The organism is Acinetobacter sp. UBA3132 (assembly GCF_002364825.1).
Classification (GTDB): Bacteria; Pseudomonadota; Gammaproteobacteria; order Pseudomonadales; family Moraxellaceae; genus Acinetobacter; species Acinetobacter schindleri.
In genome coordinates this window covers 7,667-30,469 of record NZ_DEZM01000195.1, presented here as the reverse complement: position 1 = coordinate 30,469, position 22,803 = coordinate 7,667, and the positions used below count along the sequence as shown (strand labels likewise).

Annotated in this window: 25 protein-coding genes and 1 pseudogene; 24 read left to right on the top strand and 2 right to left on the bottom strand. The window is 42.8% G+C overall.

Going from position 1 to position 22,803, the window contains the following annotated elements; genetic code table 11:
- The 19 genes and pseudogenes from B4033_RS10860 to B4033_RS10770 all read left to right on the top strand — a co-directional run.
- A pseudogene (locus B4033_RS10860) lies at window positions 1-428 on the top strand (DNA polymerase III subunit delta'); the annotation flags it as partial.
- Between the two features lie 17 nt (window positions 429-445).
- The gene (locus tag B4033_RS10855) at window positions 446-787 is read left to right on the top strand and encodes a PilZ domain-containing protein (protein WP_004815576.1); all 342 of its coding nucleotides are present in this window, start codon (window positions 446-448) and stop codon (window positions 785-787) included.
- Between the two features lie 27 nt (window positions 788-814).
- Entirely contained in the window at window positions 815-1,588 is a 774-nt protein-coding gene (locus B4033_RS10850) for a TatD family hydrolase (RefSeq protein ID WP_286833906.1), read from the top strand.
- 40 nt (window positions 1,589-1,628) lie between these two features.
- A complete protein-coding gene (locus B4033_RS10845; protein ID WP_004892793.1) occupies window positions 1,629-2,243 on the top strand; it encodes a TetR/AcrR family transcriptional regulator in 615 nt (204 codons plus the stop codon).
- A 9-nt stretch (window positions 2,244-2,252) separates the two neighbouring features.
- Entirely contained in the window at window positions 2,253-2,810 is a 558-nt protein-coding gene (locus B4033_RS10840; protein ID WP_286833905.1) for a type II secretion system protein, read from the top strand.
- Window positions 2,800-3,393, top strand: a complete 594-nt coding sequence (gspI, locus tag B4033_RS10835) for a type II secretion system minor pseudopilin GspI (protein WP_286833904.1) — start codon at window positions 2,800-2,802, stop codon at window positions 3,391-3,393. Before B4033_RS10840 ends, gspI begins: the two co-directional genes overlap by 11 nt.
- Window positions 3,390-4,025 (top strand): type II secretion system minor pseudopilin GspJ, encoded by a 636-nt coding sequence (gene gspJ / locus B4033_RS10830; protein ID WP_048881308.1) that lies wholly within the window; start codon window positions 3,390-3,392, stop codon window positions 4,023-4,025. The genes gspI and gspJ overlap by 4 nt, the downstream gene beginning before the upstream one ends.
- A gap of 9 nt (window positions 4,026-4,034) precedes the next feature.
- Window positions 4,035-4,982, top strand: coding sequence for a type II secretion system minor pseudopilin GspK (gene gspK, locus B4033_RS10825; RefSeq protein WP_286833903.1), 948 nt, complete (start codon window positions 4,035-4,037; stop codon window positions 4,980-4,982).
- Window positions 4,983-5,129: 147 nt separating this feature from the next.
- Entirely contained in the window at window positions 5,130-5,726 is a 597-nt protein-coding gene (locus B4033_RS10820) for a 6-pyruvoyl trahydropterin synthase family protein (RefSeq protein WP_286833902.1), read from the top strand.
- Window positions 5,727-5,771: 45 nt separating this feature from the next.
- A complete protein-coding gene (gene ung / locus B4033_RS10815) occupies window positions 5,772-6,488 on the top strand; it encodes a uracil-DNA glycosylase (RefSeq protein WP_286833901.1) in 717 nt (238 codons plus the stop codon).
- Window positions 6,485-7,609, top strand: a complete 1,125-nt coding sequence (locus B4033_RS10810; protein WP_286833899.1) for an enoyl-CoA hydratase/isomerase family protein — start codon at window positions 6,485-6,487, stop codon at window positions 7,607-7,609. The genes ung and B4033_RS10810 overlap by 4 nt, the downstream gene beginning before the upstream one ends.
- Window positions 7,610-7,612: 3 nt before the next feature.
- Complete coding sequence (gene tadA / locus B4033_RS10805) at window positions 7,613-8,119, top strand: tRNA adenosine(34) deaminase TadA (RefSeq protein ID WP_286833897.1); 507 nt, start codon at window positions 7,613-7,615, stop codon at window positions 8,117-8,119.
- Window positions 8,120-8,186: 67 nt separating this feature from the next.
- Window positions 8,187-8,618: an SRPBCC family protein gene (locus B4033_RS10800; RefSeq protein ID WP_286833895.1), complete on the top strand. Its 432-nt coding sequence runs from the start codon at window positions 8,187-8,189 to the stop codon at window positions 8,616-8,618.
- Between the two features lie 17 nt (window positions 8,619-8,635).
- Window positions 8,636-9,319 (top strand): (d)CMP kinase, encoded by a 684-nt coding sequence (gene cmk, locus B4033_RS10795; RefSeq protein ID WP_286833893.1) that lies wholly within the window; start codon window positions 8,636-8,638, stop codon window positions 9,317-9,319.
- 115 nt (window positions 9,320-9,434) lie between these two features.
- A complete protein-coding gene (gene rpsA / locus B4033_RS10790) occupies window positions 9,435-11,111 on the top strand; it encodes a 30S ribosomal protein S1 (protein ID WP_004815604.1) in 1,677 nt (558 codons plus the stop codon).
- Between the two features lie 163 nt (window positions 11,112-11,274).
- Window positions 11,275-11,580, top strand: coding sequence for an integration host factor subunit beta (locus B4033_RS10785; RefSeq protein WP_004815605.1), 306 nt, complete (start codon window positions 11,275-11,277; stop codon window positions 11,578-11,580).
- A gap of 15 nt (window positions 11,581-11,595) precedes the next feature.
- Window positions 11,596-11,961 (top strand): lipopolysaccharide assembly protein LapA domain-containing protein, encoded by a 366-nt coding sequence (locus tag B4033_RS10780; protein ID WP_004815608.1) that lies wholly within the window; start codon window positions 11,596-11,598, stop codon window positions 11,959-11,961.
- 250 nt (window positions 11,962-12,211) lie between these two features.
- The gene (gene pyrF / locus B4033_RS10775; RefSeq protein WP_004815609.1) at window positions 12,212-12,892 is read left to right on the top strand and encodes an orotidine-5'-phosphate decarboxylase; all 681 of its coding nucleotides are present in this window, start codon (window positions 12,212-12,214) and stop codon (window positions 12,890-12,892) included.
- A gap of 87 nt (window positions 12,893-12,979) precedes the next feature.
- Window positions 12,980-13,177 carry a hypothetical protein gene (locus B4033_RS10770; RefSeq protein WP_004815611.1) on the top strand — a complete coding sequence of 66 codons (198 nt, stop codon included), beginning with the start codon at window positions 12,980-12,982 and terminating at the stop codon, window positions 13,175-13,177.
- 154 nt (window positions 13,178-13,331) lie between these two features.
- On the opposite strand, the gene B4033_RS10765 is transcribed toward B4033_RS10770, so the two are convergent.
- Together B4033_RS10765 and B4033_RS10760 are read right to left on the bottom strand one after the other, a co-directional pair.
- On the bottom strand, window positions 13,332-14,240 hold the full coding sequence (locus B4033_RS10765) for a lysine exporter LysO family protein (RefSeq protein WP_286833883.1): 909 nt from the start codon (window positions 14,238-14,240) through the stop codon (window positions 13,332-13,334).
- A 60-nt stretch (window positions 14,241-14,300) separates the two neighbouring features.
- On the bottom strand, window positions 14,301-15,785 hold the full coding sequence (locus B4033_RS10760; protein WP_286833880.1) for a flavin-containing monooxygenase: 1,485 nt from the start codon (window positions 15,783-15,785) through the stop codon (window positions 14,301-14,303).
- A 154-nt stretch (window positions 15,786-15,939) separates the two neighbouring features.
- On the opposite strand from B4033_RS10760, the gene B4033_RS10755 reads away from it, so the two are divergent.
- The 5 genes from B4033_RS10755 to B4033_RS10735 form a co-directional block, all read left to right on the top strand.
- Window positions 15,940-16,947 (top strand): helix-turn-helix domain-containing protein, encoded by a 1,008-nt coding sequence (locus B4033_RS10755; RefSeq protein WP_286833875.1) that lies wholly within the window; start codon window positions 15,940-15,942, stop codon window positions 16,945-16,947.
- 85 nt (window positions 16,948-17,032) lie between these two features.
- Entirely contained in the window at window positions 17,033-18,184 is a 1,152-nt protein-coding gene (zapE, locus tag B4033_RS10750; RefSeq protein ID WP_048881298.1) for a cell division protein ZapE, read from the top strand.
- A 360-nt stretch (window positions 18,185-18,544) separates the two neighbouring features.
- Entirely contained in the window at window positions 18,545-20,710 is a 2,166-nt protein-coding gene (locus B4033_RS10745) for a malate synthase G (RefSeq protein WP_004815622.1), read from the top strand.
- Window positions 20,711-20,892: 182 nt separating this feature from the next.
- On the top strand, window positions 20,893-22,338 hold the full coding sequence (locus B4033_RS10740; protein ID WP_048881296.1) for an aldehyde dehydrogenase family protein: 1,446 nt from the start codon (window positions 20,893-20,895) through the stop codon (window positions 22,336-22,338).
- A 79-nt stretch (window positions 22,339-22,417) separates the two neighbouring features.
- Window positions 22,418-22,803 (top strand): SOS response-associated peptidase family protein (locus tag B4033_RS10735; RefSeq protein ID WP_286833866.1); only part of this gene is annotated, 386 nt, incomplete at its 3' end.

The following is a 22,803-nucleotide window of genomic DNA, read 5'->3' as shown; positions in this document are numbered from 1 at the left end:
ATTTACCAGATGCAGGATCTTCCCAACAACAATTATTAATGAATCTGGCCAATCAGATGCCGTTACAGGCGATTGAAGTGGCTCAGAGTGCCTGGATGCCGATGCGTCAGGATTTTTTGCAAGACTGGAAAAAACTGGTTATAGAAAAAAATATGCCGATCGCAATTGCGACGCGATGGAACAAAAGCCTGAACTTTAGTGATTTTGGGCAGATGTTTGAATACTTGTTGTCGGATTTGATTTGTGTCAAGCTAAATCAAGCCGTTAAAAACATCGATTTGGAATTTGATGTATTGGCTCAACAATATTCATTAGAACAGCTTTTTGATATTTATGGGGAATTTCAGCAGTCTAAACAGTATCTGGAACAGAATGTACAAAGCAATCTGGTTCTGGATCAGCTCTGTATTCGACTGATGAATCTTTAACGAACAAGGAGAAGAATATGCAATCACGTATGGGGGGGATTATTCAGGCCAATATTCCTGATATTGAAACTCTATTTGCCAGTTATATGCCATTTGTTGCAGGCGGTGGTCTTTTTATTCCTTCCAATCAGACAGTAAAGCTCGGGGATGAAGTTTTCGTCCTGACTACTTTACCTGAACAATCACAAAAAATTCCTTTAACCGGTAAAGTCATCTGGGTATCACAAAAACAAAATGGCATTAAACCACAAGGTTTTGGCATCCAGTTAAGCGGTGATAAAGGCATTTTCTTTAAAAATGAGGCCGAACGACTGACTACGGGGCTTAAATCTGCAGGGCGTAGAAGCTACACTATGTAGATTCTCCCTGCTGAAAAGGACTGCACCGTGTTTGTAGATACGCATTGTCATTTAACTTTACTCGACCTAACGCCTTACAGCGGTGACCTGGATCTGGCATTGGCACAGGCACGTGAAGCAGGTGTTTCCAGGTTTATGAGTATTTCGGTAGATCTTGATGATCATATCGAACTGGCCAAGATTGCGGCACGACATGCTGATGTAGGCTACACCGTGGGTGTGCATCCTTGTGAAGATGCTGCAACCATGGCGCGCGCAACTACGGATTATCTGGTTGAGCTGACACAGCCAGAAAAAGTTTGGGCTTTAGGTGAAACAGGTCTGGATTATTTCCATAGCACTGATTTTATCCAAGAACAGAAAGAATGTTTCGCGCGTCATATTCATGCTTCCCAAGTCGTGAAAAAACCGGTGGTGGTCCACACCCGTTCAGCCAAACATGACACAGTAGATATCATTCGCGCTGAAAAATCTACACATGGCATCTTGCACTGTTTTACTGAGGATTGGGAAACAGCCAAAGCAGTTCTTGACTGTGGTTATTATGTCTCTTTCTCAGGCATTGTTTCTTTCAAAAATGCGCAGGATTTACGTGATGTGGCGAAACAGGTTCCACTGGATCGCGTGTTGATAGAGACAGATAGTCCTTATCTGGCACCCGTGCCTTATCGGGGTAAATCAAATGAACCGAAATACGTTCCATTTGTAGCCAAAGCCTTATGTGATGTATATGATAAGAGCTTGGAAGAAATGGCTGCAATCACAATGCAGAATTTTGAAAATCTTCTAAGTTTTAAGTAATACGAATTAAATAAGAGCAGAAGAGAGTTATAGGGTGAAGATGGATCGTCAGGCTCAGTTTCGAGCAAGAGAAACCTTGATTTTTCAAGTGGCAGAACAGCTGCTACTTGAAAATGGTGAAGCCGGTATGACGCTAGATGCGTTGGCTGCAGAACTGGATTTGGCTAAAGGCACACTCTATAAACATTTCCAAAGCAAGGATGAGCTGTACATGCTGCTCATCATCCGTAATGAACGTATGCTGCTGGAAATGATCCAGGATGCGGAAAAGGCTTTTCCAGAACATTTGGCTTTCTTCATGTTGCATCATTTGCATCATCCGGAGCGTACGGTACTGTTTCATCAGATTGAGGAACGCTTATCGACGACTGGGGTGGGTATTCAGCAATTATTTACTGAGCTTTACCAGATCCGGAAACAGCGTTTACGTCTGATTATTCGCATGACAGAAAGCTATCTGGAATCAATTCAAAGCAGTATGCCGGTACGTGATTATCTGGCTTCAATCTGGTCACTGACTCATGGTGCAGCTGCAATCCTGAACTCCAGTTTCTATCAGCGTTACCTTGGTTCTCGTGATACTTTACGTGTGGCCTATATCGACCAGGCTCTGGCTTTACCCAAGAAAATTAATTCGGTTGAGCAGTTTGCTTAAAGGCATTCCATGAAAATCCAGTCTCTATCATCAAATCGTGGTTTTACACTCATTGAGTTGATGGTGGTGATTGTCATTATGGGAATTCTGGCATCTCTGGTGATGCTGAATATAGGTGGGGTAGATCAGCGTAAAGCGATGCAGGCACGTGAAGTGTTTATGCTGGATTTACAACGCATTTTACGTGAAGCGAATGATCAGGCTCGGGTGCTCGCCTTGCAGACCCAGCCGGCAACGGATGTCAGCCCATTTCAGTACACTGTGGTGGAATATCAAAAAAATCCCACCAATACCGATTTTAGCTTAAGTAGCACATCACAGAAATGGATTCACTATACTGAATTTAAGACCCAAGCTTTGCCAGATAAAGTATCTTTGCAGATTCAGCCCTTGGACCAGCGTTATGAAAATGCACAAAACCGGGATTTGACTATGCAGGATGCACCAAAATTGATTTGGCTTGGTAATGGGGAAGTGAAACCGGCACGGATTCAGTTTTATCTTGATAATAATGAAGTCGGTTCTGCGATTGAAATCGACCACCTGGGTAAAATCAATGAAATTTAAATATTTCAAGCAGAGTGCTGGAGCTGATGCAATCAAGTCATTTAAGGCGAGTGCTGATCGATTTCATTATGTGTACCTCGAGCATAGCTCTTTATCTTACACAGCGGTGAAGCAGCATTACACTCATCGCAGCTCCTCAAGCACAGCTTTCGGACTTTCTTGCGCGACAATGCCGCTCAGGTCGAGTGTTACTCGACTTAATCGTGCCTCAGGTTTTACCTTGCTGGAAGTCATGGTCGCACTGGCAATCTTTGCTACCGCAGCCATGGCATTGACTAAAGTGGCAATGCAATATACCCAGTCGACTTCCCATGCCATCTTACGCACCAAAGCTCAGTTTGTTGCTTTAAATGAAGCAGCACAAATGGAAATCAATCAGGAATGGCTAACAGGAACTTCATCCCGGCAAATTACCCAGCAGGGTGAGTCCTGGCAGATTGATAAGAAATCTGAACCAACCATTAGCCCAAATGTACAGCGTATTGATATTCAGGTTGGTATTGTCAATGCTGATACTGGGCAACTGGAATCTGGTGTCAGTAGTCTGGTGTTTTTTAATCATCGGGTGAATCAGACACAATGAAAAAAAATGGATTTACCCTGGTCGAGCTTCTGGTTGCGATTGCGATCTTTGCTGTATTGTCTGCATTGGGATGGCAGGTCTTTGATCATATTCGGGTCACGCGCGATCAAAATACCCTTCATGAACAAAAGCTAAATCAATTACAGCAGGGCTATCAGCAGATTCTGCGTGATATGGTGCAAACAGTACCCTTAACCGCAAATGTAAATGGTGATATTCAGCCAGCTTTAGTATTGCAAGATGGTCGTTTTAATTTTAGTAAGACTGGTGTTACGGATCCGCTGGAACAAGGCATCGCGCCGGATGAGCGGGTGGAATATCAATACCGGGCGGATGAGCAAAAAGTCTATCGGCTTAAATTCAGGAACCTGAACCAGACCGGACGCGATCAACCTGAATCGAGCATATTGCTAAGTGATGTAGAACAGTTTCAAATTACTGCACTGAATCCAAATGAAATCACACAATGGCCGGAAAGTGGACTAGATTTAAATCGTACTGAAAACAAGCAGCTTTTACCGAAAGGTATCAAGATCAATCTGACTGTACAGGGTGTGCAATATGAATGGTTGTTCAGTCTGCTGAACACAGATTATCTGTCAAATAATACCAATAATATAGGCAGCTCATAGGATCGAAGTATGAAGCAGCAACAGGGTATCGCATTAATAACCATTCTGGTCATGGTTACACTGGCAACCATCCTGGCGGCAACGATTGCCAAACGTCAGGCTGCGACCGCGGAAAGTACAGCTTATCTGATGCGCCAAAATCAGTCCTTGATGTATGCCAAAAGTGCTGAAGCCTTCTTTTCCGAGTTGCTTGTAGATGATGCTGAAAATGCCGCTGATATTGATCATCTGAACGAAACCTGGGCACAACAGATGCCACCTTTTCCTGTGGATGATGGCTATATTGCTGGCAGGCTAGAGGATGAGTCGGGCAAGTTTAATCTGAACAGTCTGGTGGCTGAAGATGGAACCGTAAATGAACCGGCGAAAAAATGGTTTGAACTGATTTTGAAACGGGTTGGATTACCGGAACAATTAAGTGAAGCAGTGATTGACTGGCAGGATCAAGATGAACTGCCAATTGGTGCTATGGGAGCAGAATCCATTCATTATCAAGGTTTGCCAAATGCTGCATTGCCACCCAATGCCAATTTTCATAGTATAGAACAACTCAAGCTGGTACGAGGTTTTGAAGAGAACCGCTATAAACTGCTGCTACCATACGTAACGGCAGCCCCGCTAAAGGATACGCAGGTGAATATCAATACGGCACCAGCGGCTTTGCTGGCAAGTCTGGATGACAAGCTGGATGTGAATGCTGTGCAACAAGCTTTGGATCTTAAATTTGGTAAACAGGAGCACTTTGCTAATATATCTGAACTTTGGCAAGTCGCTCCTTTTGATCAGGTAGCTGCTGAAAATCGTAACCAGTTTGCCACGCTATTGGGCGTAAAGTCCCAGTTCTTTAAAGCACGGATTGAAGTGATGCTGAGTGAACGTAAGCGTCAGTTTAGCAGTGATCTGATACGGCAAGATAAGCAGGTCTATGTCTCGTATCGCAGTATGGCGCCATTTTAAATTATCTTCATACTTCAGCCAGAGTGCGTAGAAGCTGTATATGATCCGTTTTGTCTATTAACGTGAACTGCAAAATTAATCCTCCTTCTTCTAGTTTTGCTTTATAATTGTAGTGAATTCCCCTATTTTTTGACGACATTACGGCACATGTTAATTCGTAAGCTATTTAAGTTTGAAAATGCTCATATCGTGCGAAATTGCACATCGGATCGCTGTAAGCGTTCGATCCATGGTCATAGTTATAAAGTAGAATTATTACTGAAAGCCTCTAAGCTCGATCATGGTCAGATGGTATATGACTTTGGCTTGCTAAAAGGTGTCATCAAGGACTTTTTTGATTCATTCGATCATGCTATCTGCTTTTGGCAGGACGATAATCCCGAATACATTCAGGCCTGCAAGAATTTTAGTGCACGTTGGGTGTCATTGCCAGTATCGCCGTCTGCTGAACAGTTCTCGCGTATTTTCTTCTTTTTAGCGCAGCAAGTGCTAGCTTCAACCATTACCCAGAATGGTGAAGGAGATGTTGAGGTGTATTCCGTGATTGTGCATGAAACTGATACCGGTTACGCGCAAAGCTTTTTGGAAGATATTGAAAATGAGCAAATGGGGCTACTTAAGCTGGATCGGATTGAATTTTCTGAACAGGTGCAAGCTGAATGGACTGATCCTGATATGTTCAACAAGTTGAGACAGGGGATTCCATTCCACAACCCAACCGTAGACTTACAGGTAAAAGTTTAAGCTGTTTCAGTTTTAAACTGCATGACATCAATTTAGGATGAAAAAATGTCTTTATTAACTGAACAGCAAATTGCAAAACTGAATAAAGTCCAGCTGGATGAAAGCTGGAAATATAGCCTGAGTGATTTTTTACTCGGTGCAAAAATGGATACACTTAAAAATTTTCTGATTGAAGAAAAGAAAGCAGACAAAGTTATTTATCCACCGAATCATCTGATTTTTAATGCGCTAAATACGACACCGCTGGATCAGGTGAAAGTGGTGATTTTAGGACAGGATCCTTATCATGGCCCGAATCAAGCACATGGCTTGAGTTTCTCGGTGCAAAAAGGGGTTGCATTGCCTCCATCTTTGCGTAATATTTTTCATGAGTTGCACTCGGATCTGGGCGTGCCTATTCCTAAACATGGCAACTTGACCCATTGGGCAGAGCAAGGTGTATTGCTCCTGAATGCAGTATTAACCGTAGAAGCGGGCCAGCCGACTTCACATCAAAAACGTGGCTGGGAAGAATTCACTGATCACGTGATTGATGTCATTAATGAACAACGTGAAAATGTAGTCTTTATTCTTTGGGGTGCTTACGCGCAGCGTAAAGGACAACGCATTGACCAGAATAAACATCTTGTACTTAAAGCCGCACACCCGTCGCCGTTGTCGGCAAACCGTGGCGGATTCTTTGGTTGTAAAGTATTTTCCAAAGCAAACAATTATCTTAAACAACATGGCATTGAGCCTATAGATTGGCAGCTGGACGCATGACATATTCTCCTGTATCAAAACAATATCACTCAGATCTGATTGTCGAAGAAGCCCAAAATGGATGGCGCATCGTTCGATTAAATCGTCCGAAATCACTACATGCACTGGATGAAACCATTGCATCGGCCTTGCTTGAGGTTTTTGAAGATTTTCATCACGATGACAATGTAAAAGCAATTTGGTTCGATTCGACCACCCCTAAAGCATTCTGTGCAGGTGGAGATGTACGTAAATTGCGTCAGTTAGTCATCAATGATGAAGTTGCAACTGCGAACAAATTCTTTGAGCAGGAATATGCTTTAGATCTGTTGTTACATAACTATGCCAAACCAGTGCTGGTATGGGGCGAAGGTTATGTGATGGGTGGTGGTCTAGGTTTATTTATGGCAGCACAGTTCCGTCTGGTAACGCCATATTCCCGTCTGGCAATGCCTGAAATCAATATCGGTCTGTATCCAGATGTTGGTGCAACGCGTTTCCTAGCAGACCGTGGTGCGATTGGTTTATTTACCGGTTTAACAGGTTCAATCATGACCGCGGCTGGCGCGTATGGTATTGGCTGGGCTACCCATATCTGCGATATGCAGCGTGATGCTGTTCTGCACAAAATGGTCAATGTTGACTGGGAGCATTATCCGGCGGGAGATTTCCGCGCTATTGATGATACGTTAAACAGTATGCATCGTCCTGTAGGGCCTGGACCATTGCAAAATTCACTTGATGTCATTCATAGTGTCTGCCGTGGCGTTAACTTTGAACATGATTATGAAGCGATTGTTGGTTTAAGAGATGCGCGTAGCGACTGGTTGCGTCAAGCCAGTGAAAATCTTCAAAAAGGTTCTCCAGCGACTGCTGCCTTAACTTGGTTATTATGGCAATGGGGTAAACAGGTACATTCCTGGAATGAAGTTTTTGAGCTGGAAATCCAGATTTCCGATTGGAAAATCCGTCATCCGGACTTTGTCGAAGGTGTGCGGGCACGTCTGGTCGATAAGGATCTATCTCCGGAATGGGAGAAAGGTACTGACCTGAGTCTGAAAGGTATCTTTGGCAATAATCCGCCAGTTACTCAAATTGACAGCTGGAATGCGCTATTAAGACAGTATGGTGTCATCAGCTGATTCATGACTGAATATATTAAAACCGATGCAGAATGGATGCAGTTTGCCTACGAGCAGGCTGCATTAGCGGCAGCCCAGGGAGAAATTCCTGTGGGTGCAATTATTGTCAGTAATAACCAGATTATTGGTCAAGGCTTCAATTCTCCAATTTCATTGAATGACCCTACCGCACATGCAGAGATTGTGGCCATTCGTGAAGCCTGTCAGGCCATTCAAAACTACCGCCTGCCTGGTGATGCAGTTCTCTACGTGACTTTGGAGCCTTGCACCATGTGTGTAGGGGCACTGGTACATTCACGGATTTCCCGCGTGGTTTTTGGTACTACAGAGCCGAAAGCAGGCTCATTGATCAGTGCACGTAAGCTCTTTGAAACTGGCTACTACAATCATGTTTTTGAGTTTGAATCGGGATGCTTGCAAGCGCAGTGTGCCGGGCAGCTCAGCGATTTCTTTAGAATGCGCCGGGAACAGAAAAGACAATTAAAGTTACAAGAAAGGCAAAATGAATGATCAGAATCAGGCCTGAATTCTGTTTAATATTAGCCCTTAAAAAGAACAACCCTAAACAGGACTTATGATGAACGCCATACAAGTAAAAAAAGAATTTCCAGCACCTTTAGCGCAGGTGTTTGACCTGTTGTCTAAACATGCAACTTATAATATAGCCTTTGCACCGATTCAGGTGGAACGTATCAAGGATTCTGCGGATCCTGAACGTCCTGATGGTCTGGGGTCAATTCGTAGCCTGGGTATTGGGCCGATCAAGCCGTTAAAGGAACAGATCACACTACTTGAGCCGAATTCGCGGATTGAATATAAAATTATTAAAAATCCGCTGGTGAAACATCACTTGGGTATTATCGAGTTTGAAGCAGTTTCAGCTGATAAGACACTGGTGACCTATACCATTGAATTGCAGGCTCGTGCACCCTTTGTCAGCAAATTAATCCTTGCACAGCTAAAAGCAGGGATTAAACTAGGCTTCGCGAAACTCGCAAAATCTGTTTAAACAACAATGGAAAAGCAATGACAGTTCAAATTATTACCATTGATGGACCAAGTGGTTCGGGCAAGGGGACACTCGCTGCGAAAATTGCAGCACATTACCGTTTCCATCTGTTAGATTCAGGTGCGTTATATCGCCTGCTTGGATTGTCATTGCAGCAGCAGGATTTGCTGGAATCATTAGATAGTGAACTGGAAAAATGCGTACACATTGCTACAAATTTAGACATCCAGTTTACAAGTACTGCAACTGGAATACAGGTATGGTTAGAAGGTGAGGATGTGACCCACACCATCCGTACTGAACGTGTTGGTGAGTTTGCTTCAAAAGTTGCCGCAATTCCTGAACTTAGAGCTGCATTAGTGGGCCGCCAGCATGCTTTTGCACAAGCACCAGGTCTGGTGGCAGATGGTCGTGACATGGCAACCAGCATCTTTCCGAATGCCCAAGCCAAGATATATTTGACCGCATCGGCTGAATCACGTGCGAACAGACGAGTAAAGCAGTTGCAGGGCATGGGGCTGGATGCTAAAATAAGCGACATTTTAGCAAATATACAGGCTCGAGATAAAAGAGATATGGAACGCACGGTCGCTCCGCTCAAGCCGGCAGCAGATGCTTATATTATCGACAGCTCAGAACTGGGTATCGATGAAGTATTTAATCTGATGACCGCTTATATCGACAGCCAGTTAGCTCATTAACCGAATTATCAAATTCAGCAGACGCATAGCTCGATCAGTTTTATATGGGACTATGTAGACGCTTAACTAAACCGGCCTTGTCTGATCCAAGACCGCTGACTTTATCGGAAATATCATGACCGAATCTTTTGCAGCCCTCTTTGAAGAAAGCGAATTAAACCTCAACGTTGAAAAGGGTGCAGTCATCCAAGGCGTTGTAGTAAGCATCGACTCTGATTGGGTAACTGTTGACACTGGCCTTAAATCTGAAGGTGTTGTTGACCGTGCTGAGTTCTTAAATGAACAACGCGAACTTGAAGTTCAAGTTGGCGACACTGTAGACGTAGTTGTTGAAGCACTTGACAACGGTATGGGTCAAACTGTTCTTTCTCGCGAAAAAGCTAAACGCGCTGAGACTTGGACTAAACTTGAAAAAATCTTTGAAGACGGCGAAATTGTTACTGGTGTTATCTCTGGTAAAGTTAAAGGCGGTTTCACTGTTGACATCGGTCCAGTACGTGCGTTCCTTCCTGGTTCTTTAGTTGATACTCGTCCTATTCGTGATACGACTCACTTAGAAGGCAAAGAGTTAGAATTCAAAGTAATCAAGCTTGACGCTAAACGTAACAACGTTGTTGTTTCACGTCGTGCTGTTATGGAAGCTGAATCTTCAGCTGACCGTGAAGCGCTTCTTGCTCAGCTTGAAGAAGGTCAAACAGTTACTGGTACGATTAAGAACCTTACTGACTACGGCGCGTTCGTTGACCTTGGCGGTATCGACGGTCTTCTTCACATCACTGACATGGCTTGGAAACGTATCAAGCACCCATCAGAAGTTGTTGAAGTTGGTCAAGAAGTTACTGTTAAAGTACTTAAATTCGACCGCGAACGTAACCGCGTATCTTTAGGCCTTAAACAATTAGGCGAAGATCCATGGTTAGCGATCATGAGCCGTTACCCTAAAGGTTCTATCGTTAAAGCTCGCGTAACTAACCTAACTGACTACGGCTGTTTCGCAGAAATCGCTGAAGGCGTTGAAGGTCTAGTACACGTGTCTGAAATGGATCACACTAACAAAAACATCCACCCATCTAAAGTTGTTCAGATTGGTGACGAAGTTGACGTTATGGTTCTTGAAGTAGACGAAGAGCGTCGTCGTATTTCTCTTGGTATCAAACAAACTCGTGCTAACCCATGGGAAGAGTTTGCTAAGAACCACGACAAAGGCGAGAAAGTATCTGGTACGATCAAGTCTATCACTGACTTTGGTATCTTCATTGGTTTACCAGGCGGTATCGATGGTCTAGTTCACTTGTCTGACATTTCTTGGAATGAACAAGGCGAAGAAGCGATTCGTCGTTACAAGAAAGGTGACACAGTTGAAGCGGTTATCTTGTCTGTAGACGCTGAAGGCAACCGTATCAGCCTTGGCATCAAACAATTGAACAGCGATCCATTCAACGATTTCTTAGCTGCTAACGAACGCGGTGCGCTTGTTAAAGGTACTGTAACTGCTGTTGACGCTAAAGGCGCTACAGTTAAGTTAGCTGACGAAGTTGAAGCGACTCTTAAAGCATCTGAAATCAACCGCGACCGCGTTGAAGATGCAACTAAGTTCCTTGAAGTTGGTCAAGAAGTTGAAGCTAAGATCATCAATGTAGATCGTAAATCTCGCTCTATCAACTTGTCTATCAAAGCGAAAGACGAAGCTGAAGAGAAAGAAGCTGTTGCTAACTTGAAAACAGCTGCTGCTGGTCAAGAAAATGGTCCTAAGACTATTGGTGACTTGATCAAGGCGCAAATGAGCAACTAAGTAAGCACAGGAAATGTATTGTTAATGTAAGTTAACTAATATTTTCTGAACGATTACTGTAAACGGTAGCGTAGTATTTAATTATTGCGCTACCGTTTTGTATTTAAACAGGTTATTATCGCCATAGAGAGTCCAAGTAGCTTGATAATTAAAGAGGTCGCAGATGACTACTGAAGCACTTAATAAGTCTGATTTAATAGAGCGTATTTCCCTAAAGAACCCGCATTTAGCTGAGCCTTTAGTTGAAGAAGCTGTGAAGATCATGATCGATCAAATGATCGAAGCATTATCGACAGACAACCGTATTGAGATTCGTGGGTTTGGCAGCTTCGCATTGCATCATCGCGAGCCACGTATTGGTCGAAACCCGAAAACCGGTAAGTCTGTTGAAGTCGCAGCAAAAGCGGTTCCACACTTCAAACCAGGTAAGGCACTACGTGATGCTGTAAACGAATCAGCAAACAAATAATTCAAGGGGCGTGTTATGCGTTACGTACTCGTCGTTTTATTACTCGTTGTATTTGGGTATTCACTGGCACTGGTATTGCAAAATGGAACTGAACTATCTGTAGACCTGTTATTTACTCAGGTTCCTGCAATGCGTTTAGGCCTGTTATTGTTGTTGACACTGTCATTGGGTGTCATTCTTGGCCTATTGCTGGGTGTACAGGTATTTAAAGTTTTCCAAAACAGCTGGGAAATTAAGCGATTGCGTAAAGACATAGACCACCTGCGTAAAGAGCAGCTGAATACAGCGAAACTAATGGCAGCAGAAGCAGCTGCTCATTCACGCCATGAAAAGACAGTTGTTGATATCCATCCTCAAGATCGACCTTCGACACCTTTATAAGGATGTGATGTCATAACTTTGACTATTTAAACTTCTCCTGATTATATTTAAAGCACTCTGAGTCTTGCTCAGGGTGCTTTTTTATGCTTTAAGTTTTATAAACCCATTAAAAATAAAATTAATTAAAAAAAATGTTTTACAAATAAAAGATTTAAATTGAATTAAGAAACAGTTTTCATAATTTATATATTTGTTCATACAGCTGAAATCCGTATAATGCCTTAATTTTGTCAATTTAAAGGGTCTTGTTATGAGTATTATCGTTGCCTTGGATGCAAAAAGCCAATATGACGCATTGACGATTGCCGAGCAATTAGACCCTGAGCTTTGCCGTGTAAAAATTGGTAAAGAGTTATTTACCCATGAAGGCCCATCAGTCGTCAAAGCACTGCAAGATAAAGGTTTTGAAGTTTTCCTTGATTTGAAATTTCACGATATTCCAAATACTACTGCGCAGGCAGTATGTGCAGCCGCAGACTTGGGTGTATGGATGGTGAATGTACATGCTTCTGGCGGTCGTAAAATGATGGAAACCTGTGTCGAGCGTCTTAAAGCTGGGAATTATAGTACCCAACTGATCGCGGTAACGGTATTAACTTCAATGGGTCGTGAAGATTTAAAAGATATCGGTCTGGATATTGAACCCTTTGAGCATGTGAAACGTCTTGCTGCTTTGACCAAAGACAGTGGTCTAGATGGTGTGGTGTGTTCTGCGCAAGAAGCAAAAATGCTGCGCGAAACACTTGGTGCAGACTTTGCATTGGTAACGCCGGGGATCCGTCCGGAAGGCTCAAATGCTGATGATCAAAAACGTATCGTAACGCCAAAGCAGGCAATGCTAGATGGTTCGACGCATTTGGTGATTGGTCGTCCAATTACCAAATCTGAAAATATGCGTCAGACTTTAAAAGATATTCTGGCAACCTTGTAATTCTATCAATCCGATAAAAAGCCTTTCAAACGAAAGGCTTTTTTTATACATTGAAAAAACAATATAAAAATAAAAAAGGAATTTACAATGAAAACGCGAGAACAAAAATTACTGGAACAAAATCATGAATTGGAAAAAATAGCAGATCAGCTTGAACAGCAACGACTCCAGAAACAGTATAACTCTGCGAGTTCATGGAACTGGATGTCGCGTCTTGATGGTGTTGATATTGTAGAGCTGGCTTCAGAGATGGTTGATACAGTAGGAGAGCTATCAGGAGATTAACTTAAGTATTTGAACATGATTCTTCAATATTTTCCCTCACCCTTGTATACTCAAAATATATTTTGAGGCTCTTCATTTTCAAGGGGGGCTTCTTCTATTATTTTAAAAGCTTCGCTTCTCTCCCTTTGGGAGAGATTTAAAGAGAGCTAATGAATTAGATGGCTGCTAAAACACTGACCATCATCGGTGCCAATACCGACAAAATAAAGCCGCTCAACATGGCATGCGGAATAAAATCATTACCACAGGCCTGTTTTACCATCGGTAAGGTGACATCCATGGATGTTGCACCTGCAGCTGCAATTGCAGCACGTGGATAGCGCCAGCCAAGACAATACATCAGTAGAATTGCAAAGATCTCCCGAAACAGATCATTCATCAGTGCAATACTGCCCAATTCAGCATTCCTGAGTTCAGTCACCACAATACCGCTCATCGAGTAGAAGCCATAACCTTGCGATAGCATAATCAGGTCTTGAAGTCTGATATCAGATTGCCATATGCCATAGAGCAGTACACTCAGTAGTGAACCGAGAATACAACCGAGTGGTACCAGTAGAATTTTCCAGTTTAGCCATGAGCGGTCGAGTGGGGAATAGGCAAGATCGAGTCCGATCAGGAACATAAACACAAGCAGTAAATGCCAGGTACTGATTTGTGCCTGAATATTTAAGCTACCTAAACCCGCATGCAGCAAATAACCTATGCCGAGCGCAATAAAGGCATAACTGATATTGATGAGTGATTTAATTACCAGTTGTGTAGAAACCCGTCCTGAGGAAGGTTGATAACCTGCCCACTTAAACAGCAGATAACAACAGGCAAAGGCACCGAGTGAAGTGATCCCTGCAATACTGAGAGAGGTACTCAGAATTTGATAAGGGTGCTTGAGTTCATCGAGAAGTTGTGAAAACTCAAAAGCAATCGCGATCAGTAGCACATAACTAAAATAGGGTAGAACGGCAAAAGATACTTTAACAACAGTTTGAGGCAACTTTCTGGCACAAAGAAAGCCGATCGCCAGACAAAACAGTAATTGGAAGATAAGCCAAAAGGATTGCATAATCAGGAAAAATAAAAATTTTCCATATTATGCCATCCCTTTAACGATTATGTTGTTGCTTTAACTGGCTTTACCCAGTAAATGGTAATCTGATGGATTAGCCCATTTGGTTTTCAGCCAGTATTTCCAGGTGTAAGTGGGCCATAAGGCAAAATTTTTGCCGCCATCCTGTTGATACCAGCTCACGCAGCCTGATTGCCAGACAGTATTCTCCATCATGTGTTGTACCTGTGCGTTAAACTGCTCATGTACTTCATCTTTGACCAAGATCGCCTCAGTATGCGATTGTTCAACTATCTGGATTAACTGCAGGATATATTCTACTTGTGACTCGATCATAAACAGGACCGAGTTATGCGCCAGCACAGTATTTGGACCAAGCAGCTGGAACAAATTCGGGAAACTCTTGATACAGATACCATAATAGCTTTCCGCACCATCTTTCCAGACCTCATTGAGCTTGATGCCATTTAGACCAGTGCATTCAAAGTTTTTCAGATAAATACGCGGATCAGTAATAAAACCTGTGCCATAAATCAGGCAGTCAATCGGCCGTTTTTTACCATCTGCAGTAATAATGCTGTCTTCTGTCAGTTCCCGAATTGTGTCAGTGACCAGTTCGACATTAGGCCGATTAAAGGTGGGGAAATATTTATTGGAAACCAGAATCCGTTTACAACCCATGATGTAATCTGGGATTAACTTTTGGGCAACTTTATTATCTTTGACCTGATAGCGGATATAAGCTTCAGCCAGTTTCTGTGTATATTTCATCACGGTCGGTTTTACGATAGGGACGACACGGGATTCATTCGACCAGTACAGACGAATACGATGTAATTTTCGAAACCAGTCAAAGCGTGCAAAAAGCTTCTTTTCCAAATCATGATACAGCCGCTTATCACGTGGAATCACCCAGGCTGCAGTGCGCTGCATCACATAGAGCTGTTTGCATTGTGGAGCGATTTCTGGAATGTACTGAATGGCACTGCCACCTGTTCCAATCGAAGTGACATTTTTACCAGTGAGGTCATAGCTGTGATCCCATTGAGAGGAGTGGAAGACTTTACCTTTAAATTTTTCGATTCCGCTAATCTTCGGAATTTGCGGGACATGCAAAGGACCGGATGCAAAAATGACATATTGTGCTTCCAGCTGTTCATCTTCATTTAAAGTTAATGCCCAGCGACAACGCTTTTCATCATAATGTGCAGCTTTAACTTCGGTATTTAGACGGGTAAATGCAGGAACATTGAATTCTTTGACCAGTTGTTGAATATAGACAAAGATTTCCGGCGCTTCTGCATATCTTTTTGACCAGTCAGCTTTCGGTGCATAAGATAGAGAATACATGTGAGATTGCACATCACAGGCTGCACCCGGATACTGATTTTCACGCCAAGTACCGCCAAAATCATTGGACTTTTCAAGAATTATAAAGTCTGTAATTCCTTGTTGTTGCAAACGAATGGCCATTGCAATTCCGCCAAAACCTGCACCAATAATAGCAATTTTGGTTGTGTTATTTTTCTTTGTAGTATTCATGCTGTGCAATCCGTGCATATCCAGATTTATTAGAATATTGTAAAGTTCTAAGATCAAACATGATTAATAAGACGACAAAATTGATCAAAACGGCAATAGAGAATTTTTAAAATTTATAGTAAAACAGGAACAATCCTATTAAATTCAAATCGCAATGAAGAGATCGATACTCAGTTTGATGTACTTGATTCAGGGGATGCGCAAGGCAGGCATTGCATTGGAGCATAAGCTGGACAATATCGGGCTGCGTATAGATGACCTTGATCCTACGTCGATCATTCATCCCAGTCTGGAATATGATGTACTCAAAGTTGTAGGTGAGGGAGTTGCACCAGAAAAAGGGATCTTAATCGGACAGCATTATGCACTGGCAGGATATGGCCCGCTGCTCATGCTACTGGTGACTAGTCCTACCGTGAGAGATGCACTAATTCATGGTATCCGTTTTCAGCAGTTAACCCATCTGACTGGGGAAATGAGTTTCAAGCAGGCTAGGCATCGCATTGCACTTTGCTATTGTCCAAGTAATGTGCAGGACCAATTAGGTCAGCTGGTCGCGCAGGCTGAAATCTCTGGGACTTACAAGTTTATTCAGGACTTGTACAAGATGATGGGACTTTCGGTGCCTGAAGTAAGGATTGAATTGCCATTTCCAAAGCCGGAAGAGTTAAAACAGTTACAGCTCTACCATGATTATTATGGGCATCAGGTACAGTTCAATGCCGATCAGGCCGCTTTCTGGTTTGATGAAGCGGTGTTAAATGTCAAGATTCCTTCAGCAGATGAGATGACCTTCAAGCTGTATGAAAAGAAGTGTATTGCTGAACTGGAACGATTGCGTGAAGATGAAAAGACACCTTCATTAATCCAACGAGTGCAGGACTATTTGGAGCTGCAAAGTGGAGGAATGCCGACCATGGCAGAAACTGCGCAAGCCTTGAATATTCCGGAACGGACCTTACGGCATCAGCTACAGCAGCTGAATACCAGTTATAAGCAGATCCGTGAAGATATCATTAAGGATAAAGCCTTAAGAATGATTGAATATAAACAATATTCAATTGAAATGATTGCAGAATTGCTAGGATATTCTGAACCGGCGGCGTTTAATCACGCATTTAAACGCTGGTTTGGTCAGAGTCCACGCCAATATGTAAAATAACCTAAGTTTGCTAATGCCAAAGTGTTATGGCTTGAAGTTAAATCTTCGCTATAATTTTTTATGAATCTCAATAGTAATGAACCTTATGTCCGACTTAAATTCACATCAGCACAACGCCTTTAGCCCCTTATCTCCTGCAGAACGTTATGCACAGGCACTGTCTTCGGGGCAGTTCATGCCGGATGATGCACAAGCGATTGCAGTACATGAGCTAGACCGTGTCTGGGTGGAGTTAATTCAACGCTTTAAGGCTTCCAAGAAAGCATTCCGCCGTTTCCGCCGTCAAACCTCACCGAAAGGTGTGTATATGTGGGGTGGTGTAGGTCGTGGTAAAACTTGGCTGATGGATCAGTTCTACGATTCCATTCCATTTCGCCGTAAAATCCGCATGCATTTTCACCACTTTATGCAGCATGTGCATCGTGAGCTGAACAAATTATCTGGTCAACGTAATCCGCTAGATTTGGTGGCAGACCAGATTTATAAAGATGCCGTGGTCATCTGTTTTGATGAATTTTTCGTATCGAATGTAACCGATGCCATGATCCTTAGTGATCTGTTTCAGAAACTGTTTGAGCGCGGCATTACCTTGGTCGCGACCTCGAATATTGCCCCAGATGGCCTATATAAAAATGGCATCCACCGTGACCGTTTTATTCCGACCATTGAGCTGGTAAAAAAGAATTGTGTAATTCTAAATGTCGATGCAGGTGTGGATTATCGTTTGCGTGTACTCAAACAGGCACAGTTATTCAAGTTCCCGTTAACGCATGATAATAAAAACTGGATGGCACAGCGTTTTAGCGCACTAACCCAGACCCAGCAGCATTCTGATGAACCGATCATCATCAATAACCGTATTGTCGAAACTGTGGCACATACCGAAGATGTATTATGGTGTGAATTTGCAGAACTGTGCCTGAAACCGCGTAGTCCGGCTGACTTTATTGAAATCGCCAATATCTATAATACTGTGCTGGTCAGCAATGTGCCGCACCTGACCGACTTCTTGAATGATGGTACACGCCGTTTCATTTACCTGGTAGATGAATTCTATGACCGTGGTGTGAAATTGCTACTCACTTCTGAAGACAATATCATTGACATCTACCAAGGTGAAAAACTGGCTTTCGAGATTGAACGGACCCGTTCACGTCTGCTGGAAATGCAATCAGATGAATACTTGCATTCGGAGCATCGCCAGATTGAGAAAATTGCCTCCAGCAATACTGAATAAAGCTTCAAAAAGCGTCGGTTAACCGGCGCTTTTTTTTATGCAAAATTACTGGGCAGTTTATCGACAATAAGCACATTTCATGGCTTAATCGGACTTCAAGAATGACAATGTATATGGAAATGCGTGATTTTTGTGCGAAAATCTGAACTTAAGTCTAATTTCTACATTTCGAAAACTTTATACACTGTCATGAGGGTATTTAGTGAATTGATGACGAAACATTCTGATCAATATTAGCGGACATGAGGGTGACGCTAAATAAAATGATCATTATTTAGGAATGTGATAGTACTATTCAGCTAAATTTTAATCGTTATACTAGAATCTCTTGTATAAAAAGTAGCAATATCAGGAAAGACAATGACTGCACGTATTCAAAAAGGCAAGTTAGCGATTGCTAAAGAACTTTACGATTTTATCGAAAATGAAGCACTACCAGGTTCTGGTTTGGACAGCGAAACATACTGGAAGAACTTTGAACAAGTCGTTGTTGATCTTAGCCCTAAAAACAAAGCACTTTTGGCTAAGCGTGATGACATTCAGGCGAAAATCGATGAATGGCACCGCAATAACACATTTGAATTACAAGCTTACAAAGCTTTCTTGACTGAAATTGGCTACTTGCTACCAGAAGTAGAAGATTTTCAAATTACGACTGAAAACGTAGATGAAGAAATTGCACTATTGGCAGGCCCACAGTTAGTGGTACCTGTACGTAATGCACGTTACTGCTTAAATGCGGCAAACGCACGTTGGGGTTCTTTATACGATGCACTTTACGGTTTTGACGTAATCTCTGAAGAAGATGGCGCAGAAAAGGGTAAAGGCTATAATCCAAAACGTGGCGAAAAAGTTATCGCATTTGCGAAAAACTTCTTAGACGAAACTTTCCCATTGGCAAATGGTTCACATGCTGATGCAACCAAATATGCAGTTGAAGGTAATGCGCTGGTTGTAACGCTAAAAGATGGCTCTACAACAACTGTTGCAGATGCATCTAAATTCGTCGGTTATAACGGCGAAGCTGCTGCACCGACAGAAGTTGTACTTAAAAACAATGGTCTACATGCAATCATCCAAATTGATGCAGCAAGCGCAATTGGTCAAACTGATGCAGCTGGCGTAAAAGACGTAGTTCTTGAAGCTGCTGTAACCACAATCCAAGACTTGGAAGACTCAGTTGCAGCCGTTGATGCTGAAGAAAAAGTAGAAGGCTACCGTAACTGGTTAGGCTTGATGCGCGGTACGCTTGAAGAGTCAATTGAAAAGAACGGTAAGACAGTTACCCGTAAACTGAATGCTGACCGTACCTTCAAAAATCTGGAAGGTGGTGAAACTAAAGTTCACGGCCGTTCATTGATGTTACTTCGTAACGTAGGTCACTTGATGACTAACCCGGCGATCTTGGTAGATGGCGAAGAAATCTATGAAGGCATCATGGATGCATTGGTTACTCCGCTTCTTACGATTGCTGACATTCGTGGTGAAAACACGATCAAGAACTCACGTAAAGGTTCGATGTACATCGTGAAGCCAAAAATGCATGGTCCTGAAGAAGTGGCATTTGCAGTAGAACTGTTCGAGCGTGCTGAACAAGCGCTTGGCTTACCTGCAAAAACCCTGAAAATCGGGATTATGGATGAAGAACGCCGTACTTCTGTTAACCTGAAAAACTGTATTGCTCAGGCCAAAGACCGCACGATCTTCATTAATACCGGTTTCATGGACCGTACTGGTGACGAAATCCATACCTTCATGGAAGCAGGTCCATTCGTTCGTAAGGGTGAAATTAAAGGTCAAAAATGGTTCCCGGCTTATGAAAACCGTAACGTAATGATCGGTTTGCAAACAGGTTTACGTGGTAAAGCGCAGATTGGTAAAGGTATGTGGCCGAAACCGGATATGCTATTAGACATGTACAAAACCAAGACTGAGCATCCAGAAGCAGGCGCAAGCTGTGCATGGGTACCGTCTCCAACAGGCGCAGTGATTCACGCGATTCACTACCATCAAATTAATGTGGCAAACCGCCAGCAAGAATTACTTGCAACTGAAGCATTGCCTCTTGATGACTTGTTAACACCACCATTGGCGGCCAACACCAACTGGACAGAAGAAGAGAAACTGAAAGAACTGGAAAATAACTGTCAGGGTATCCTGGGTTATGTAGTTCGTTGGGTGGATCTGGGTGTGGGTTGTTCAAAAGTGCCTGATATCAACGATGTAGGTTTGATGGAAGACCGCGCAACTTTACGTATCTCTTCTCAACACGTTGCAAACTGGTTGCGTCACGGTATCGTAACTCGTGAACAGGTTGAAGAAGTGATGCAGCGTATGGCAAAAATTGTGGATGAGCAAAATGCCAATGATCCATTCTACACGCCAATGGCAGCTGACTTTGATAACAATATTGCATTCCAGGCTGCTTCTGACCTGATTTTCAAGGGTGGTGAGCAACCTGCAGGTTATACAGAGCCTTTACTTCATGCAGCGCGTTTAAAATTGAAAGGTTATACAGGTGACTAATCCTGTCTGATCTAAAAAAGCCTCTTCGGAGGCTTTTTTGTTGGCTATCTAAAATGAATCAGTTATTAAAAATAGAGAACATATAAATTTGTCGATAAAAGCGTAACAATTCGTCGCTCAGCTCTGATCTATAAAATTGTTCTGATAAAGTAGAGAAAAATTCACAAGTTGTAGGGATGGAAATGACAGCCTATCAAAATCTAGATCAACAATTTATTGGCGGGCAATGGCAGCAAGGCAGCTCGATCCACACGATTCAAAATTTTAATCCCTATACTCAACAGGAAATTTTTACCTTGCAGGCAGCAAGTACTGATGATGTAGATAGTGCTTATCAGGCAGCGCTGGCAGCGTTTGAGCAAGGTGCCTTAACTTCGGTTCAGGTGCGTAAAGGGCTGATCCAAAACCTGGCCAATATCATTCAGCGACGCCGTGAAGAGATTGTAGACTGGTTGATCCAGGAATCTGGTAGTACGCGCTTTAAGGCAAATCTTGAAGTAGATGCATCGCTGGGAATCATTCAGGAAAGTGCCAAATTCCCGGATTTAATCCAGCCAGAAGAGCTGGAAAGTCGAGATCCTGCACGTAAAAGTATTGTGATACGTAAACCGCTTGGTGTGATTGCAGTAATCAGCCCTTGGAATTTCCCTTTTCATTTATCCATGCGTTCAGTTATTACCGCAATCGCTTGCGGAAATACGGTTGTGCTCAAGCCGGCCAGCGATACGCCGGTCACAGGTGGAACACTGCTTGGAAAATTATTCGAAGAAGCGGGTACGCCACATGGTGTCTTTAATGTGATAGTCGGTACTGGCAAAGAAATCGGTGATTATTTTGTCGAACATCCTATTCCAAAAATGATTTCATTTACCGGTTCAACTGAAGTTGGGCAGGGGGTGGGAAGTAAAGCACTGTCAAGTTCGCGTATGAAACGTCTTGCACTGGAATTGGGTGGCAATGCACCACTGGTCATTCTGGATGATGCAGATCTGGATCTGGCAGTAGAACTTACTGTTATGGGACGCTTTATGCATCAAGGACAGATCTGCATGAGCACCAATCGGGTCATTGTTGATCAGAGCCTGCATGATGCTTATGTAGATAAACTGATAGAGCGGGTGAAAACCATCCCTGTGGGTAATCCAGACTTGCCAGAAACCATCATTGGACCAATTATTAATCAGAGCCAAGTTGAAAAGCATCGCAAGATTATCGAACATGCCAAACAACTAGATGCACAGCTGGTCTATGAAGGCGGTATAGAAGGAAATGTAGTGGCACCGCATATCTTTACTCATGTCGATCCTTACTTTGAAATCGCTCAGGAAGAAAGTTTTGGTCCGATTCTACCGATCCTAAAAGCAGATGATGAAGAACATGCACTGAATTTGGCAAATAACTCTCGCTTTGGGCTTTCCAGCGCAGTCTGTACCTCAAATATTGAACGTGGTGAACGTTTTGCTGCTCAAATAGATGCGGGTATGACGCACATTAATGGAATTACGGTTGCAGACCAACCGAATGCACCATTTGGTGGGGAGAAAAACTCAGGTCTGGGGCGTTTTAATGGACGTTGGATCTTTGAGGAATTTACCCGCACACATTGGATGACCTTGCCAAAACAATAGTCCTGTTAGCAAAAACACACAGGTCTGTGATCACCGAAGTATTATAATATTTCGGTGATTTTTTGTTTTTAAAGACTTTATGTGCGCTAATTTTAAACCGCTCACCTTGCAGCAACTGCATGACCTTAATCTTCCTGAAATTCCGTTTGAATATCCGGAAGAAGTCTATCCCAATTATCAGCTGCCTTTGTTATTCAAGTCAGAATTTGGTTTGGAATGGCGCTCGGTGAATTTTGGTTTGATTCCAAAATGGGCTGAGGATAAAACCATCGGAACTCGCACCTATAATGCTCGTAACGAAACCTTGCTGCAGAAGCCTAGTTTTGCCGAGGCAACAGCGAAATGTAAATTTGGCGTAATCCCGGTAACAGAGTTTTATGAGTCTAAATATTTTGATAATAAGCCACAGCGCTGGGGTGTAAGACGTAAGGATGGGAAAGCATTTTATATTGCTGCCCTATATGA

Bases quoted from the DNA above. Each gene is read 5' to 3' on its own strand.
- B4033_RS10855 (WP_004815576.1), top strand. From the start codon at position 446: ATGCAATCACGTATGGGGGGGATTATTCAGGCCAATATTCCTGATATT.
- B4033_RS10845 (WP_004892793.1), top strand. From the start codon at position 1,629: ATGGATCGTCAGGCTCAGTTTCGAGCAAGAGAAACCTTGATTTTTCAA.
- B4033_RS10840 (WP_286833905.1), top strand. From the start codon at position 2,253: ATGAAAATCCAGTCTCTATCATCAAATCGTGGTTTTACACTCATTGAG.
- gspI (WP_286833904.1), top strand. From the start codon at position 2,800: ATGAAATTTAAATATTTCAAGCAGAGTGCTGGAGCTGATGCAATCAAG.
- gspJ (WP_048881308.1), top strand. From the start codon at position 3,390: ATGAAAAAAAATGGATTTACCCTGGTCGAGCTTCTGGTTGCGATTGCG.
- gspK (WP_286833903.1), top strand. From the start codon at position 4,035: ATGAAGCAGCAACAGGGTATCGCATTAATAACCATTCTGGTCATGGTT.
- B4033_RS10820 (WP_286833902.1), top strand. From the start codon at position 5,130: ATGTTAATTCGTAAGCTATTTAAGTTTGAAAATGCTCATATCGTGCGA.
- ung (WP_286833901.1), top strand. From the start codon at position 5,772: ATGTCTTTATTAACTGAACAGCAAATTGCAAAACTGAATAAAGTCCAG.
- B4033_RS10810 (WP_286833899.1), top strand. From the start codon at position 6,485: ATGACATATTCTCCTGTATCAAAACAATATCACTCAGATCTGATTGTC.
- tadA (WP_286833897.1), top strand. From the start codon at position 7,613: ATGACTGAATATATTAAAACCGATGCAGAATGGATGCAGTTTGCCTAC.
- B4033_RS10800 (WP_286833895.1), top strand. From the start codon at position 8,187: ATGAACGCCATACAAGTAAAAAAAGAATTTCCAGCACCTTTAGCGCAG.
- cmk (WP_286833893.1), top strand. From the start codon at position 8,636: ATGACAGTTCAAATTATTACCATTGATGGACCAAGTGGTTCGGGCAAG.
- rpsA (WP_004815604.1), top strand. From the start codon at position 9,435: ATGACCGAATCTTTTGCAGCCCTCTTTGAAGAAAGCGAATTAAACCTC.
- B4033_RS10785 (WP_004815605.1), top strand. From the start codon at position 11,275: ATGACTACTGAAGCACTTAATAAGTCTGATTTAATAGAGCGTATTTCC.
- B4033_RS10780 (WP_004815608.1), top strand. From the start codon at position 11,596: ATGCGTTACGTACTCGTCGTTTTATTACTCGTTGTATTTGGGTATTCA.
- pyrF (WP_004815609.1), top strand. From the start codon at position 12,212: ATGAGTATTATCGTTGCCTTGGATGCAAAAAGCCAATATGACGCATTG.
- B4033_RS10770 (WP_004815611.1), top strand. From the start codon at position 12,980: ATGAAAACGCGAGAACAAAAATTACTGGAACAAAATCATGAATTGGAA.
- B4033_RS10765 (WP_286833883.1), bottom strand. From the start codon at position 14,240: ATGCAATCCTTTTGGCTTATCTTCCAATTACTGTTTTGTCTGGCGATC.
- B4033_RS10760 (WP_286833880.1), bottom strand. From the start codon at position 15,785: ATGAATACTACAAAGAAAAATAACACAACCAAAATTGCTATTATTGGT.
- B4033_RS10755 (WP_286833875.1), top strand. From the start codon at position 15,940: ATGAAGAGATCGATACTCAGTTTGATGTACTTGATTCAGGGGATGCGC.
- zapE (WP_048881298.1), top strand. From the start codon at position 17,033: ATGTCCGACTTAAATTCACATCAGCACAACGCCTTTAGCCCCTTATCT.
- B4033_RS10745 (WP_004815622.1), top strand. From the start codon at position 18,545: ATGACTGCACGTATTCAAAAAGGCAAGTTAGCGATTGCTAAAGAACTT.
- B4033_RS10740 (WP_048881296.1), top strand. From the start codon at position 20,893: ATGACAGCCTATCAAAATCTAGATCAACAATTTATTGGCGGGCAATGG.